The sequence below is a fragment of the Neobacillus terrae genome (genome assembly GCF_011393025.1).
Taxonomy (GTDB): Bacteria; Bacillota; Bacilli; order Bacillales; family Cytobacillaceae; genus Neobacillus_A; species Neobacillus_A terrae.
Genome location: NZ_JAAOEO010000005.1, coordinates 40,217 through 57,189 on the forward strand (window position 1 = coordinate 40,217; position 16,973 = coordinate 57,189).

General features: G+C 34.2%; 10 protein-coding genes and 1 pseudogene. 1 reads left to right on the plus strand and 10 read right to left on the minus strand.

What is annotated here, in order from left to right; genetic code table 11:
• Positions 1-54: 54 nt before the first annotated feature.
• Genes pglX through G8761_RS08610 form a run of 5 tightly spaced genes read right to left on the minus strand, consistent with a single transcriptional unit; the run spans position 55 to position 8,627 of the window.
• A complete protein-coding gene (pglX, locus tag G8761_RS08590; protein WP_166025627.1) occupies positions 55-3,549 on the minus strand; it encodes a BREX-1 system adenine-specific DNA-methyltransferase PglX in 3,495 nt (1,164 codons plus the stop codon).
• A gap of 16 nt (positions 3,550-3,565) precedes the next feature.
• Complete coding sequence (brxC, locus tag G8761_RS08595) at positions 3,566-7,141, minus strand: BREX system P-loop protein BrxC (protein WP_166025629.1); 3,576 nt, start codon at positions 7,139-7,141, stop codon at positions 3,566-3,568.
• A gap of 22 nt (positions 7,142-7,163) precedes the next feature.
• On the minus strand, positions 7,164-7,730 hold the full coding sequence (locus tag G8761_RS08600; RefSeq protein WP_166025631.1) for a DUF1788 domain-containing protein: 567 nt from the start codon (positions 7,728-7,730) through the stop codon (positions 7,164-7,166).
• Positions 7,731-7,743: 13 nt separating this feature from the next.
• The gene (locus G8761_RS08605; protein ID WP_166025633.1) at positions 7,744-8,340 is read right to left on the minus strand and encodes a DUF1819 family protein; all 597 of its coding nucleotides are present in this window, start codon (positions 8,338-8,340) and stop codon (positions 7,744-7,746) included.
• Positions 8,341-8,366: 26 nt separating this feature from the next.
• Positions 8,367-8,627, minus strand: a complete 261-nt coding sequence (locus tag G8761_RS08610; RefSeq protein WP_338000928.1) for a TIGR04540 family protein — start codon at positions 8,625-8,627, stop codon at positions 8,367-8,369.
• 614 nt (positions 8,628-9,241) lie between these two features.
• On the opposite strand from G8761_RS08610, the gene G8761_RS27075 reads away from it, so the two are divergent.
• Positions 9,242-9,412 (plus strand): tyrosine-type recombinase/integrase, encoded by a 171-nt coding sequence (locus G8761_RS27075; protein ID WP_420800241.1) that lies wholly within the window; start codon positions 9,242-9,244, stop codon positions 9,410-9,412.
• Positions 9,413-10,253: 841 nt separating this feature from the next.
• Here the strand turns inward: G8761_RS27075 and G8761_RS08620 are convergent.
• From G8761_RS08620 to tkt, 5 genes and pseudogenes are all read right to left on the minus strand, one after another.
• The gene (locus tag G8761_RS08620) at positions 10,254-12,023 is read right to left on the minus strand and encodes a DUF262 domain-containing protein (protein ID WP_166025637.1); all 1,770 of its coding nucleotides are present in this window, start codon (positions 12,021-12,023) and stop codon (positions 10,254-10,256) included.
• Between the two features lie 298 nt (positions 12,024-12,321).
• On the minus strand, positions 12,322-13,629 hold the full coding sequence (locus G8761_RS08625) for a hypothetical protein (RefSeq protein WP_166025639.1): 1,308 nt from the start codon (positions 13,627-13,629) through the stop codon (positions 12,322-12,324).
• Positions 13,630-14,282: 653 nt separating this feature from the next.
• A complete protein-coding gene (locus G8761_RS08630) occupies positions 14,283-14,528 on the minus strand; it encodes a hypothetical protein (RefSeq protein WP_166025641.1) in 246 nt (81 codons plus the stop codon).
• A gap of 14 nt (positions 14,529-14,542) precedes the next feature.
• Positions 14,543-14,764, minus strand: coding sequence for a helix-turn-helix domain-containing protein (locus G8761_RS08635; RefSeq protein WP_166025643.1), 222 nt, complete (start codon positions 14,762-14,764; stop codon positions 14,543-14,545).
• A 188-nt stretch (positions 14,765-14,952) separates the two neighbouring features.
• A pseudogene (gene tkt / locus G8761_RS08640) lies at positions 14,953-16,951 on the minus strand (transketolase).
• Between the last annotated feature and the right edge of the window lie 22 nt (positions 16,952-16,973).

The following is a 16,973-nucleotide window of genomic DNA, read 5'->3' on the forward strand; positions in this document are numbered from 1 at the left end:
ACACTCCATAAAACAAGGATACACCAGTCATCACCGGTATATCCTCATGACTGCCTATATTTTTGCTACAAGGCCCTTAAAACTCTCATAATTAACCTCTACGCCATAATTTAAATCGATCTCAATTTGCATATCTGCCATATGATGTACTAATTCATCGTACTCTTTTAATTCTTCGATCTTCTTATCTAATAACTTTAATTCCTTTTTTGCACTGCTTATTTCTTTAGGTGTATAATCACCCTCAATAATGCTTAATAAGTCCTTCTTTTCAGCATCAAGACGTATTTGATATTCATGTAGATAGTCGGTACGTATCCTGGATAAAGTGGTCTTATCATAACGATGCATATAAATTATGCAGTTAAACGCCTTTTCTTTTCCAGAAGTAAATAACCAATATATCGGTCGTTTTTTATATGTTTGTACATGATCCTTATAGAAGTCATTTAAGAAATAGCGTCTAATTGTTTCTTTTGCTGTTTCCCCTTTTTTCTTCCCAAGCGTATTAGCTATATAATCAAGGTTTTCTATTAGATTTTCTTCTCCGAATGTCACATTTACAAACTCAATAAATCTTGAAACAATATCGTCTTCAAAATAAGCTCCTGTTAATATCGGAATAATATTATCTTTATCGGGATTGAAAATATTGTATCTGTCTGGATTAAATAACCCACCAGCGAAGATTAGACCTTCTTCATCTAGGGAATAGCGACCAAATAAACAACCAATAAAATAAGAAATAAAATTTTTAATATCTTTACCTTTATCTGCAATACTTATCGTAATTTCTTCTTTTTTTACTTTTGGAGAGATTTCTCCTTGCAGATTATAAATTTCCAAGAAAATACTATTTAATTCTTCTTCATTTTTCCACAATTTATTGAATTGTTCTTCAGTAAACTTTCTTCTTTTATTGTAAGTCTCTTTAATTAATTTTGGATATCCTTTTACTTGTAGTAAAGGTGACTTCTTAAAATCCCATGAAATTTCAGTTGAGTCCCAATCAATTTTAGAAATTTCAATATTCTCTTTGACGATAGAAATTACTTCTTCTTTTTTTTCATTACAAACGTTATAGGGTATTACTCCAATAACCCCACAACTATAATTAAGTGTTGGATTAATAATATCCAAAATTTCCTGACATAAATTAGAATTCATTAATCCCAATACATAAAAATCAATCTGGTTTCCATTAAAGTAAATACAATTAGATGCTGTATCTAAAATAAAACCTTTTTCAAAATATCTTACAGAAAATTTATTCGAGGTAACTAAAGTCCAAGATAAATGCGGTTTGAAAAAATATTGTGGACTTCTTACTGCAGCTTTTGGGTTTGCTTTTATCTCCTCACCGTTATTTTCCCAAAGTACAATATGATTTCTATTTCCATACCACCGTCTAAAAGCGCCACCTTTATCAAGTACATTCCATTTGGGATTATTTTCCATATACTCTTCAGTGGAAGTTGCATTAAATTGAATATCATTTATAGACACTTCATACCAATTTCGGATAAATTTTTGGCCATCACCTACGGACATACCAAACTTAGGTATGAAGTGTTCTGATAAACCGGGAAATTTAATAAATGAGTCCCTTAAGTTTTTACTAACCCAATAGGCAATTGGATATCCTGGAATATTGAAAAAAGTTTTTTGGCTAACATAATATTTATTATTTTTATTAAAGAATTCACTTTCTTTTTGATTCCTTTTACTGTAATTAAATTCAATCAATCTAATAGCGATCAATTTCTTATCGTTACTATTTGGTTTATCGTTCTTATTAACCCAAGAAACAATTTGATTATGTCCTACTTTACCATCAAATAACTCTGTACCAAAATCAACTAAAGAACATATTTTTAATTTATTTAATACCATTTTTCTTAGTTGTTCAAAACTACTTAAAAACATCCAAGAATTAGTAGTGATAAATGAAATATAACCACCTAATTTAGAAAAACTATCTATAACTTTTTGGTACATTACCATTGATAAATCTGCCTTTGTTATCGGATAATTCTCCTTCACATAATTATTTAATAAAGGACTCATCCTTGAACTTCCTAAATAAGGTGGGTTAGTAATAACTATCTCATATTTTTGAGTCATAATTTGTGCTTGTTTTATTAGTTTTGGCATTATTTCATTTATCTCAGCCAAAAATTGGACTTGAAATAAATCTCTGACCTCTTGATTTGTAGTTTCTGTTAGGAACCTAAGAAATGAACTATAATCCTTGTTTTCAACATTAATAATAGAACCATATTCTTTTGCATTTTTGAAAATTGAAATTAAATAATTAGCTGTTTCTATATCTTTATCTTCAAGATTAATTGTATCCTTTATGTCCTTGCTACTTATCTCATTACTCTCTATAATTGAGCATAGATTCAGATCTACCTTTTCATCTAATATACGCCTATTATATTTTCTAGCTTTCATGACTACTGAAAAACAGGCCAATTGGTATGCACGATCTTCAATTTCAAGGCCATAGAGGTTTTTTTGTAAAATTAGCTTTGCGGCATCTCGTGGAATATAACCGCAGGATTTATAAATATCCATAAGAACATCAAATGCATAAACAAGAATATGTCCACTTCCCATACATGGATCAAAAACCTTTATTTCTTCTGGATTTATTGTTAACTTTATTCCATTTGAATCATTATTATTTTCATTTTCAAGATAATATTTCCATCCATCCTGTAAGGTTTGGTTAGAGTGTCCCTCTAACCATAAACGTCCAAGCGAATTTTCAACCATATATTTTACTGCCCAATCTGGGGTAAATAATTGTGTTGCCGCCGGTAAGAGTTCTTTTGGAATTTTGCTTCTTGCCATATTCCCATCGTAAACAAGTGCATTTAATTCTGTATTGTAATATTGATATAACCATCCAATAATTTCAACTTCTTCCCAGTCGGCATTCGAAATAAACTCTGTATCAGTCATCTGGCGAATAAAGGACTCTTTCGCCAACAACCCTTCAGGAAAAAGGATCTCGGTATAATCATCAATTTTTTCAAACATAAAGGGTAGGTACCGATTCATCTCATTACAATGTTTTATAATTAAATACTTGAACAATTCTTCCGTTTCATTATTTAATTTCAAGTTATATATATACTCTTTATCAAGTTCAATCTCTAAGTCCAAATCAAATGCCTCATTTAACATATCTGGATCGGCACTATTAGGATTAGAAGATGATAACACTCTTACACCTGTTGGAAGAAAATCATTAACTTCCATAAAACGTAGTGCCGTAAATCGGTTAAACCAAGTATATGCAACTTCCTCCATTACCTGTTTAAAGCCAATTTGATTAATACGAGCGATCAGTTTGTCTCTTTGCATTTTTTCTTCTTTTGAAAGCTGTTTGCCATCTATAAAGATGGCATCCGAGCTTTCAATATCTGCTTTTTTTATGTTGTCTTCCGTAATTCCAATTTTCATTGCCTTTGCTTCAACTTTTTTCAATAGCTCATTTCTGGCACTTGTCGCAAAGGTTTTCAATGCTGATTTATTCATTCCGACATCTCCTGCTTTAATCAATAAATTCTATTTCTTTATTTGATTTAATGATTTGCTTTAGTTTATTAGAGAGAGTGTTAATATACGTGTCTACATCCTCTTCCGAACGAAGATTCCTCACCACAAGAAGCTCCGAGGCTTTTACCTTCTCCTTTTGAATAGTGGCAACGGTACTTCCACCATCTCTACCTTCAATAACAACAGGGGTTTGCTCTTCCTCTTTTTTCCTCTGCCACTCCTGAATTTCATGATTGATTGTCCGTTCATATGTCTCCTTGAAACTTGCACTTTGGGAAATAGTTGCGTCTACCTTATAAATATCAGCAAATGCTTCAACCTGGTTTAATAATTCATCGTAATAACGCTCAATGCTTTCCTTCGTTTCATTGGAAACACCATATTGTTTTGCTTTGAGAGAAAGGTAGTCATAGTCAACCTTGATTTTTTCCTTAGCATTTTTCCTTTTCTCTGAAAGGACATTTTCAATTTGTTCATCAATTTTCTTAATAATTTCTGGAATCAGCTTGATTTTTCCATATGGAACAGGATCAATTAAAACATCTTTTAATTGATTTGCGAATTTATTAGCGTCATCACCCATGAGATATGCTTTATTTTCTTCATGTTTGCTGATAGCTAAAAGTCCTTTATCAAAGATATCCTTCTGATCAGTTTCAAAGAAGCTCTTTACATAAGTCATGTCTTCTTCCCAATAACTAAGATCTTTTTGTAGATCTTTCATTTTGGCAAAAAATGAAGCATTGTCTAATCCTTTATGGAATTCACCAAAATACTCCAACCCTTTATCAAGAAGGCTCAGACCAGGGTATTTTCTACCTTCGTAACGAACCTTAAATGCATTTATTTCAGTAACTTGTTTTTCAATAAGAGAACGAATTTCCTTTACCAACCCGTCTTCATCATCTGGCAAGTCTGTTTTATTAAAGACTTCTTTACAAACCTTCTTAGCTATTCTTATTAAGGCTTCATCTACTTTAACTCGTTTAAGGATAATCCCCTTATCAGATTCTGATGTTTTTGTTAAAACCGTAACGATTATCCTTGCACTTTCCTCTGGCTCCAGATACTCAGAATTATAACGGAGACGAATTCTTTGTTCTTTTAATAATTCGGCAATTAGATACTGTATATCAAGGAGTCTCCATCCATAAGGTTTATCATTAAAGCGGTCTAATAGAATTTTCACTCGGACTTGCTTTTGAATGGAATCCTGCATAGTAATAAAATCAAAGATTTCTTTAATTGCTGATTCATTCGGATTTTGTTTTATATCAGTACCAAAAGTCAATTGCTCGTCTTTGCTACTTAAAACAGAGATAAGCTCCCTCTCACTATCTAAGAAATCCTTAACATAGCCCAGTTTTGTATATACATTGTCAACCAGGGATTGCATGCCAGTATTGATTTTCTCTTTTACTGTTGAGCCTTTAATTTTTGCATCATCACCATTAATAAAGAACCTTCCACCTTTAATCGCATCCTCTAATAATTCACGGACTCTTCGTCTTCTTTCACGTATCTCTGCTTGCTTATTATTCAGTATGTTTTGAATGCTTTCTGGAAGCTGTGTAATATTCTTTTTCTTTCGGTACTCTTCAATTTTTATAACTTCTTCCATTTCCTCGGTATAAGATTCATTTCCACCGAGTTTAATGATTAGTTCACCGTTTCCAGAGGACATCATCATTAATTCTTGCTCAGATTTTCCATAGTGATCAGATAATGGCGAAAGAATATTGATTCCTATACTTGCTGTTTGGTTTCCGTAATTCTTTTCATCCATTTTCTGATTATAGGAAAATGAATAAACATTGGAATAGCGATACTTCTTTTCATCATAAAGATCTTGGAAGATATAATTTGCAAGTTCTCTTTTAATTAAATCTTCATCAATATTGATCGCTTTTATTTCTCGGTTGATATCCTGTTCGTCATCCGTAAGGAAGATAAAGTAGTCCCCATTCTTTTGAACAAGGGTTTGAGAAATGAGCTTTCTTAGGGACACTTTGATTTTTTCTTTCAGTTCCAATTTATCTTCTTCAATACTTGTTACCATGAGCGTAGCAATATTTTCGATATTTGCGGGAAGCTCTTTAATGTATTTAATCATGAACAGCACTTTCAATAAGTTCATATTAAATTCGTCATCTTTTAGAGCAGGGTTTTCATATGCACCCTCAATCACTCTTGAAATGGAAGGGTTAAGGAATTCCTTGATTGTATCGTAAAAAGCATAGAATGGAATTAAAATTCCTTCTTCTGCATCCTTATAGCGTAGTCCCGCCTCTTTAAATGCAGATAACATGGAACGTTCACCTTCTGATAAATGCTTACCAGATGAACCATGTCGTCTTACTTGTTCAAAAACATTTTGCAAAAGTTTAAATTGATATGGAATAAACGGGTAAACATCAGAAAATTCCCTTTCATTTTCGAATCCTCTTAAATCTGCCGTACTTTCTTTGAAACTAATCAAGTTCTTCAATATTGCACTTTTTTCTGGATAAATTAATCTGAGCTTATCATTAGCAAAATCTTTCTTTAGAAGGATACGTTTTTTGATTACTTCATCAACGGAAATAGAGGAAAGTGATAATCTTGTATCAAAACGACCTTGAATGCGGGAGAAATCATCTCCCTTTACCTTCACGATACTATCTATGCTCTCCTGGGAAGTTACCATGATCCAAACACGACCTTGGCAATGGGTTCCTAAGTCCTCAGCAACAGTTTGGAGGTTAAGCATAAGACTACGGCTATCGCCAATGAACTGCCCAATTTCATCCACCAAAAAGACAAGATGAAAGTTTTTGCCCTTTAGATCGATATATTCCTTAACATCTTTGGCAAACTTCTCTATACTGATTTCAAAATTATTTACTCCATGTTCGAACCAATTTCGAGCAGACTCCTCAGACATATCCGTAACCTCTGTTAAGGCTCCGATTACAAAGTCAGCGTCAAAATAGAACGTGTTTCGTCGCTCAACCCACTCTTCGCCAGAAAGTGCCTTAAACTCGTCTTTAAATTGCTCGTAGACACCTTTTTGATCTAAATATTTTTCCATTTCCGCTACGCCAGGAATATCTCCAAAGTATCCCCGATGTTCATAGAAGACTTTCATGAAAACACGCAGAATGGCATCCTCTTTAGACTTACTGTCCATTGAGGCTTTAGAATCAATATTGAAAAGAATAACCTCTGTTTCCACATCAGCCGTACGATTCATGTTTGCCAGTATTAATGGATCTTGTAGTTTATCTTGGAAAAATTCAATTGCCTTTTTATTTTTTACCTTCTTATTTTCAAGCAGGTAAGCAAGTATTTTTAAGAAGTGCGATTTACCGCTACCAAAGAAGCCTGAAATCCAGACACCCATTTTATCAGTTACGCCATCTATCCCTTTTTGATAAGTCTCATAAAACTTAGATAAGTGCTTATTTAGCTCCCTTGTAACAACATATTCATCAAGCTCCTGATAAATATTGTCTTCATCTGTCTGAGCAACTTTAATAACTCCTCGTATGTCCCTCTCAATATCTTTCTGAAACATGTCCTTAATGATCATACTGTTTTCCCCCTCTTTTTCTCTAATCAACTAATGGAAATGCTCTGTAATAATTATCATCCTTAAACTTATTAAATAATTGAAGTGACTGACCGTCATATCTTCCAGGGAAGAACATAATAACTGGAATTTTATCAATCACTTCTTGTAGATTATTTAGAATCGTGTGTGATCGAACAAATGGATACACCTTGCCCACACCTGTAATAAACACAACATTATTATCGTCTATTTGTTCTTTTATTTTTTTCAAAAAGACATCGGGTTTAGCAAAGGTTGTCATTGCTTTAAATAAAGCATCCTTCCCCTGCTTTTCTTCCACTTGAAATACACGATCAAAAATTCGTTTCTCTTGTGCAATTTCAAGCAACATTTTATATAAATCAAATTCGATAATCTTGCGGCCAGAGCGTTCATAATTGAATTCCTTCTTGATATGCTTCACGTAATCACGAACCACTAATTCCTCATTCGGTTCGTAATCGAAGATATAAAAACTGATCTCATTCCCAAGTCCTCGGCCTTGTATAAACTTATCCTCTTTGATTTTTGGGATAATCTTGTCCAATCTACGATTAATATTCGCCATATTTCTAATCCTTTCACTCACCCATTGCTTTCAAATAAGCCGTATCACCAATATAGACAAGGTGACGTTTTAAATTCTCATCAAATAACAACCTATTTAGCTCACCTGTTTTTTTATCCTTTAACAAGCCAGCCTCATACAGTAATTTCATATAAACCTGTTTTAATTTATTTATTGTAAGTTCAGTCCATTTTGCCATTTTGTCATCTTGCTCCGCTTTAGAAATAAAGAATACGTTCAAATCTTTCTTTTCAAGCAGATAATTATTTGCGTCCAGCTTCTCTCTAATTACTTCGTTCATAAATTCAAAGAAAAGCCTATCTGTCTTCATAATGGCATACAAGTTTATAACCTTACCCTCTTCTAATGGACTACTTAATACCCACTCCTGCAGTTGATTATCTAAAGCATTAGCCCTTCTAATGACAGATGGTACAATGCGTTTAAGACTGGAAGTGAATTTATATTCGAAGACATTCTCCTCGATAACCTTCTTCTTTATTTCACTATCTAACAGCCCTTGTCTTTTGAGCTTCAGCACTTTCTTTAATTCGTACAATAAAAAAGAAGCCCCAGTGAGTGTTGCACTATAATCCAATTCTTTAGTCATGCCTCCAAATCCTTCCACAACAAGTGTCAATTCTCGATACAATCAACACTTTTTAAAATTCGTTCAACTATTTCAAGCCTTCTCTTTCCACATTGTTGCCTTAATACTGTAGTAAAAGAACCATCCTTTAACAATTTATTTGGATTGTTTATGCAAATATCGGAAATAGACCTGATGAGAACATCTTCGTTAATTTCGTTTTCCCAATAAGAATCAATTACTAAGTTTAAAGAAGCAGCAAGCTCTCTCTGTGTTTTGTAAAAAAGTTTGATCTTCAAAAATATCACCTCAAAATAGAAAACATCTCATGTCTTACTCTACTCTTACTCTATTTATATTTTATTCTTCTATTTATCGAAATGCAAAGTGAGATTTTGATTCTTTTATAAAGACTAATTGTCTTTTTCAAAGATTTATTTTTTTGAGTATTTCGTTAAACTTAATTTCAGACTCTTAAATAACTTTATATGTTTGCACTTACTCTTTAATTATTAATATCAGTTTTCCACTGCGATAGGCAAAATAGCAAAGTGGACTAGATATTCCGCCTAATTCTTTCAGGTTTAAATAGCTCACTTACTTTAACAACAATAGCAATTTTCTGTCAGGCATAGGATTCTTGTACAGCTATGTTTTGAGAATTAAAAAGGGAAAGCAGCCTTATCGGCGTGCTCTCCCAGACTGTTTGAATAAATGTGGGTATGCTTGTTTATATTATTTAAGTAATGCCTCTTTGGTAGCTTTTCTTAAATAGAAAGGAATAAACGCATTTAGAAAACTTTTTGAGACAGTAATATCTAATCTGTATGGATTGGTCTTTTAGAGCCCAGAGTCCAAATACAGAGTAATCAGCAACACCAATGCCAACAAGTTCTTACAAAAAACTTTAAAAGAACTTGGTATTAATCAAATAACGATGCATGGATTAAGGCACATTCATGCAAGTGTCATATTATATAAGAAAGTTGACATTAATTATGTTAGTGAACGCCTGGGGCACAGCAATATAAAAACCACTTATAAGTGCTATTCTTACGTGATTAAGGAACTGCGGGTGGAAACGAGAAACTGACGATTGAAGCCTTTGAAAAGATGTAGTTTCTGTCGAAATTGAAATTAATGTGGTTTATGATATAAAAGGTGTCCGCGCTTGAAAACCAGCATCATTCTCAGTTATCCTCAGTAATGCAGCAGCTAATTAAATACGTGTAAGAAAAAGTAACTCACTCACTTAGAGGGTAGGTGGGTTCTTTTTTTTATGACTATTCTATTATGTACGTATAATAACTAACAATGTGCAACCATACGTATTAAATTTATCTTAGAAAGGAACACAGTAGTCCTCATTAATTTACATTATTCGTAAAATACTCATTAAAGCAATATTCAACTTCTTGCAACCAACTCCTAGGAGTAACGCCACTTCCTCTTTGCAAAGGATGCTTAAACTTAATATAATCTTCTCCAGATTTTCCTAAAACTACTTTATCATGTGGTAATGTGAAAAACTCCGTATTGTTAGCGAGCAATTAGGCTTATGATTTTCCACAAACAGGCCCGTTTGTGGAATATAATTCATTACCTATTTATGATAAGTTTTACCTTGACATGTCTAATTGAGGTTCAGCACTATGAAAAATTTCATTTTTCTTTTAAAACCAATTCCCTCATTAACTTGTTGGGGAGTAAAGATTAAAAAAAGAGGAAGTGCTTTTTTGCAGCCCTATCCCCATACTTTTTTTATTAATATTACTTCTTTAGCAACTCTATCCCTAATTTATAATTACCCGTAGCATTCTGCATCTAACTAAAAAATTCTTGGTAGTTCGCACTAGTAATGTTTTATCTCCTATCACACTCGTATCATTTGCATTTATTTTTGTATTACAATTAGGTTAAATCAACTTATTTTCCTAAATTAAACCTTTTCTCTTTAACTCTTCAATCATCTTTAATTCTTCAGCGGTTGGAACTGGTGATTGTACTAGTTGAACTGGAAAGTCAGGTTGATTTAACCCCCAATCATTTAGTAAGTTTAGCAACTCGTCAGAAATCCGAATATCTCTTTCTCGAATTTCATTTAGCCCCCAATCATTATGTTGCTCAGCAAGGTCAAGTAATATCTGGACTTTTGATTTCTTGTAACTTTCTTGTTTCTTTTTAAAGTAGCCATTACTTGCAATAATGTTCAACTTTTTCTCAAACGGAATCTTATTCCCTATATGTTCCACTAACTCTTTTACTTCTTCATCGGAATTGCTTGGAAAATAACTTGATTGCCATTTCTGAGGAAGAATATGCTCTATTTCCCACTTTTCTGGAAGGAGTTCCGTTTGGCTTTGATAAGCAAGAATTTTCAATAACATACGAACAGTATTACGGTGAGCCGTCTTAAGCTTCCCTTTTAATTCCTGTTCATCTACTATAGCGAAATCAAATGTTGGCGTAGGCGATTTAATAATTTCAGAGTTTAAATTCAAGATCCCTCGCTTAACAGCATTTATAGTTGGCGTAACTATATACCGAGCCGCCAAAACTGCGAGTAGTTTCTTGAGAAATTTCAAGAAATGTTCTTCAAAATCTTGTGAACCATGATATTTAAGATAGTAAATTACTACTGGATACTTCCAAAATTCATTTGGATACGAAGATAACCCATCGAGTACTTTTTTAATTTCTATATTTTTCGACCAGTCTTCATCCTCGATTTCCACACGGTTATTAACTACAAGCCATAAGTTAAGCAGCGAATTCAGGTTGTTCATCACGTCCTTTTTATATAACTGCTCAAAATTATTCCTTGAGTAGTATTTCCTTATCCCTGGTGTCGTTGTATTTCTATCGTTTTCTAACGCTCTCAAATAAAACATATAATAATAAAATAACTTTTGGATACTTTCATTTGCATTTGTAGCTTCGTAATCTAGTTGTTGCCACTGTTCAATAAAAACTGCTTTCCCTTCAGCATCCAAGTTATTATAGATCTTTGCTTTAAAAATATCTGCATCAGATAAAGCTAGTCCTCTATCATTCAATGTTGAGAAAATTGTTAAAGCCGTATCTTGTGAATCTGCGGTAATTGGTAATAAGATCGCTTTGTTTAATACATTTCGGATGAACCAGAAAAACAACTCTGGCTCATTCGAAGCATAATTCTCTATTAGTTCTGTAAATAATTTGTAATTTAACGAATAGTTATCTTTGGCACCTTCTTCAATAGCGCCACTTATAAGAATGTTGGCGAAAGTTTTGTTCCCTTCATCCCCCATTACTCTAGATTCAATAAGAGTTTTTTCGTAATCAACCTCAGCAGTTAATTCATCCTGTTCCCAAAGTGCCGATTCAATCTGTCCCTTAAAATTCTTCACTTCTTTTGTTTCTGTCATTGAATTGAGCTTTGAGTAAAGCGCTCTAAGCAATAGAAACAAAGAAGTGATTCGCTGTTGACCATCTATTATTTCCTGTTCATTGTTCTCATTTTCGTAAGAAACAATTGTTCCCAAAAAATAAGTGCTTTCATTATCATTTTCCGTATACTCTACTAAATCATCAAAGAGCGTTTGAATTTGTTCCTCAGACCAAGCATATGGACGTTGATACTCAGGTATAATAAATTTATTAACTTTACCTGTCTCTAACAACTGTTTGACACTCTGTTTGTTCACTTCAATTGTTGTAGCCATTGTCTATTCTCCGTTCTGTACCTTTATTTTGCATTTAATTATTCTTTGATTAAACAATGATCTTATTGACATTACTTTCGATAAAGTTTCAACGATTTTCATGGTCATCACCATTCTTCGAGAACCATAGATTCCTTACACTTTCTCATGAAGAGCTTTCATCTCTTTTATAATCTCTGCGTTCTATATTTCGTGTAATGAAGGTGTGTGTTTTAGCCATCTAAGGTAAGCTGCACGTGTTATACCAGCGATTTTACAGAGTGAGATAAGATAATACTAAAGCCTTTTATATACAGCTTTATTCCTCTTCAATATATTTAATATAGCATTCACCATCAATAGAAACAATTTCTGCTTTTTTACGAGTCATATCAATATATCTATCCATTACTGAAATAGAAGAATCAATCAATACCAAACCATTCATTTGACTTTGAAACTCTTTATTACTAAGATCATAGGCTTCTTTTTTCTTCTTTATGTTATTGTCAAACCAATCATTTACTAGTTCCTTTGTCTGCCCGCCTAATTGGTAATTACCAATTTTACGACCAAGAACATCACCAGCAAATCCAAATACGAATTTAAGAGATATCTGTTTCTTACTGAACTTGTTAAGTGAGTTTGTATCATCAATATAATGCTTAACCCATTTAGTTGTTTTATCAAATACGTCTTTATACTGATTTACTATAGCGCTAATCTCGTTACGGTAGAGGCTCAATTCTTCAACATCTATAATATTGTTTAAGTTAATTATTAGTATCTGAGCTAAGTTACATAGATAAACAGCGTAATGATATTGAACCATATTTTTTCTCAGTTCTTCCATGTTTTCTGTTATCACTGTTTCCTTGTCAGATTTAAAAGATTCTGATTCTCGCATTATTATTTTTTCAATCTGCTTTTTGTATAAATTGATGTTTTTTTTAGCAACAGTTCGTATACCATTAATTTGAATAAGTGTTGTACGGACTCTTTCTGAGTCATTCCTTATGAAGCGTATATGCTCAATAATCTCATATAACTCTTGAAGTGCTGTCTCTAGTTCACTTTGATTAACAGCATCAATATACTGTTTTATATCATCAATTCCACCTTTGATATCTAAAAGATTCGCATTGACCTGTGCCATAAAATACTGTCCAGTCACAGTTGATAAAGCATTAAATGCATTAGAGACAACCTGAGCTGTATTAGAGATAGATAAAAACGCATCATTTTTTAACCATCGTGCTTGTCCTTTCACCTTGTTTGTAGCATTATCGAGGCCAGTTCCAATAAACACATCTGTTGTCCCTTTTATTGTCGCCAGATGCATTGATGGATCTAAAAGGCATTTATAAGAGTTTTCTGTCGCTGCTTTAAAGGCCTTCTCACCTGCATCTTTATATATTTTATCTACTAAAAGTTGTGGTGCGAGTTGAAGTAATGGTTCCACATACTTAACCTCGTCTAAGGACATTCTTCTATATCCTCGATTTTCTAAATCTGCAGGCAACAACTCATTAACGAAAAATTCAATACCAAATGTATCTTTCATATGCTCTTGAAGCTCGCCGTTATTTACATTCTGACTTAGCTCTGTATTATTTTCATTATCCATGAAGTATCCTCCTAAAATTTTGTCAACAAATCAGCCCACCCTAAACTACTGTTTATGGAAACATCTAATTTCACTATCATAACAAATCGTCTCCCTCAACCTACTGTTATCAAATCAGGCAACCCACCCTTATGTAGTCTCTCCATACTCTGAGTAAATACTTATTTACATTATTTGTAATCATTATTAGTATAAGAATACTATTTCATAAACTTGATTGTTTGGCAATGTAGCATATATAAATTGCTAAAATCCTTGTGAAAAATGATTTCGAAAACTACCTTATTCAGCCTTTTTCTCCGCAAACTGAAAAACACCCACAAACATTGATGAATCAATATTTGTGAGTGTTTTATAGTTTCATAAATTAACTGGTTATTACCTAAAGATACCGGTGGTCGAGGCCTTAGCACATAAAAATCGTCCAATTTTTATCAGGTTTGTTTATTAAATTTAGCCTATCCAATTTGTTTATATTTCTTTATAAGCTCTAATTCAAATTATCAGACATTAACATCCCATCAAACTATCTTTCAAAATTTGTAGCTAAGCTTTCTATCCTTCATTAACTGCCTGTGTTCTGAGTTTCTTCTATTAATATTGTAATGAAAAACACATAAAAAGGGAGAGCGGCCTAATTGGCTCGCTCTCCCTTAATGTTTGAATAACTGTGGATATGCTTGATTGTACAATTTAATTAGTGCCTTTTTCGCAGCTTTTCTTTTGCTATGTAAGTCGATTCCTATAGCAGTAAAATCCTTAAATGGAGGTCTTTCTTGGCATATATTAACTGTAACATGGTATTGATTACGGAATTGAATGATCTCTATCTCTATTTCATCCCCATATTCGTTTACAATTTGAGAAGCTTCCCATAAGATACATTCATTAGATTTCATCTTTCACCCACTTACTAATCTTTTGTAATCTCCAGATCAATAATTTCTCTAATATCTTCTATATCAAGGGATTCTGCGATTCTTTTAATATGCCCTAAATTTATATTTTTTCTTTTGTTGTTAGCTAATTCACTCAATGCCGGATGCCTAATGTCTGCAAGACGGGACAGCTCTCTTAATGAGATGTTTCTTTCCTTTATTAATCTCTTAATATAGATTTTCACTTCTATTCCCATCGTTTTCTTTACACCCATTTCTATGGCCTATAAAGAAAAACTATCATAATGAAAATCTTTAAGTGGTACGCCTATGCGTACCAGTAAGAAGGATTTTTTAAGAAAGTAGATAAAACTAAGAATTGACCACGTAATCTACCATGTCTGAAAGGAAATGTATTATATATGATTTTAATGAGTTGAAATTATTAGCCTAGTTTCTTCTCTATAAAAGAAACTATATTATTTACATTATATCCATTCTCTTCGACAATACGATATCCAGGTCCAGAATCTCCATAGGTACACACACCGATAACTTTACTTTGTTTTCCTGCATATCTTGCCCATCCCATTGGTGATCCCATTTCAATTGATACCCGGGTTTTAATTTCCGAAGGTAATACGTATTCTTGATAGCTTTCAGGCTGTTTCTCAAAAATCTCCCATGAAGGCATACTTACCACACGCGAGGGTATTTCTTTTTCAGCTAATACCTTCTGTGCCTCCATTGCTAAACTTACTTCTGATCCTGTGGCAATCATTAATACTTGTAGTTTTTCACCATGAGGAGGATCTGATAGAATATAACCTCCTTTTGATAATCCCTCTTTCGCTTTTTTAAATGTAAGCAAAGGCAGGATTTGCCGAGATAGAATTAATGCTGTCGGGCCCTCTTTATTTTCCATAGCATAACGGTATGCTTCTATTGTTTCGCATGCATCTGCTGGCCGGATGACTGTTAATCCTGGAATCGCTCGAAGGCTTGCCAGATGTTCAACTGGCTGGTGGGTAGGACCGTCTTCTCCAACTGCAATGCTGTCGTGGGTAAAGACATATAGGACGGGCTGTTTCATCATGGCTGCCAGGCGGAAGGTTGGACGCAGATAATCTGAGAAGACGAAAAAAGTCGCGCCAAATGGACGGATGCCTCCATGTAAAGAAAGCCCGTTTACAATTGCTCCCATTGCATGTTCCCTGATACCGAACCACACATTTCTGCCAGCACAGTTTTCCTTGTTAAATCTATCAATTCCATTAAGTTTGGTTTTATTAGAAGCGGCTAAATCTGCTGAACCGCCAAAGAGAGTCGGCAGATTTTTAGCAATGGCATTTAATGCTGCTCCGGATGCTTCCCTTGTTGCGATGTCAGGATCTCCTGGTTTGTATTCCGGAAGGTCTGCATCCCATCCATCTGGAAGTTCTCCTAGAATAGTAGCTTCGAGTTGTTTTGCCAGTTCTGGATAAGCTTCTTTATATGAGGCAAATAGCTTGTTCCATTCCGCTTCCCTCTGCTCTCCTATTTCCCGGCTGGCTTGAAAGTGATTGACTACTTCTTCTGGAATATCAAAAGGCTCATAGTTCCAGCCATAATTCTTTTTCGCTAATAGAGCTTCTTTCTTTCCGAGAGGTGCTCCATGGGCAGCGTTTGTTCCGCCTTTATTGGGACTGCCATAACCAATCACGGTTTTAATTTCAATTAAAGAAGGACGGAGAGACTCCTGTTTTGCCAGATTGATGACTTCTCCTATGCTTGTAATATCGTTACCATCGTCCACACGGAGATAATGCCAGCCTTGAGCTTCAAAACGTTTTCCTATATCTTCCGTGAACGAATGTCTCAATTCCCCATCGAGGCATACATCGTTTGAATCATACAAGACGATCAGTTTCCCTAAACCTAAATGTCCGGCCAAGGAAGCTGCTTCATATGAGATTCCCTCCATTAAATCGCCGTCTCCGCAAATGACATAAGTATTGTGATCAATTACTGGATAGCCTTCGCGGTTATAGACAGCGCCCATATGTGCTTCTGCCATCGCCATTCCGACTGCCATTGCAAATCCCTGGCCTAGTGGCCCTGTTGTTGCTTCAATTCCTGCTGTCCCTACCTCTGGGTGGCCATGTGCCTTGCTGCCTAATTGGCGGTAATTCTTAAGGTCTTCCATTGAAATATCATATCCGGTTAGATGCAGAATGCTATATAAGAGCGGTGAACCATGGCCGGCTGACAACACAAAACGATCCCGGTTGAACCATTTTGGATTGGAGGGATTTGTGTTTTATATGCTTCATGTATAATTCATAGGCCATCGGTGCAGCTCCCATTGGCATGCCAGGATGGCCGGAGTTTGCCTGCTCGACCATATCAATTGAGAGTGCCCGAAGTGCATTAATCGCTAATTGTTCCAAAGGTTTCACTGACATATGTAACTCTCCCTTTATTTTT

What these genes read in the sequence shown, in the direction of transcription:
- pglX (WP_166025627.1), bottom strand. Translation starts at nt 3,549, where the DNA reads ATGAATAAATCAGCATTGAAAACCTTTGCGACAAGTGCCAGAAATGAG.
- brxC (WP_166025629.1), bottom strand. Translation starts at nt 7,141, where the DNA reads ATGATCATTAAGGACATGTTTCAGAAAGATATTGAGAGGGACATACGA.
- G8761_RS08600 (WP_166025631.1), bottom strand. Translation starts at nt 7,730, where the DNA reads ATGGCGAATATTAATCGTAGATTGGACAAGATTATCCCAAAAATCAAA.
- G8761_RS08605 (WP_166025633.1), bottom strand. Translation starts at nt 8,340, where the DNA reads ATGACTAAAGAATTGGATTATAGTGCAACACTCACTGGGGCTTCTTTT.
- G8761_RS08620 (WP_166025637.1), bottom strand. Translation starts at nt 12,023, where the DNA reads ATGGCTACAACAATTGAAGTGAACAAACAGAGTGTCAAACAGTTGTTA.
- G8761_RS08625 (WP_166025639.1), bottom strand. Translation starts at nt 13,629, where the DNA reads ATGGATAATGAAAATAATACAGAGCTAAGTCAGAATGTAAATAACGGC.
- G8761_RS08630 (WP_166025641.1), bottom strand. Translation starts at nt 14,528, where the DNA reads ATGAAATCTAATGAATGTATCTTATGGGAAGCTTCTCAAATTGTAAAC.
- G8761_RS08635 (WP_166025643.1), bottom strand. Translation starts at nt 14,764, where the DNA reads ATGGGAATAGAAGTGAAAATCTATATTAAGAGATTAATAAAGGAAAGA.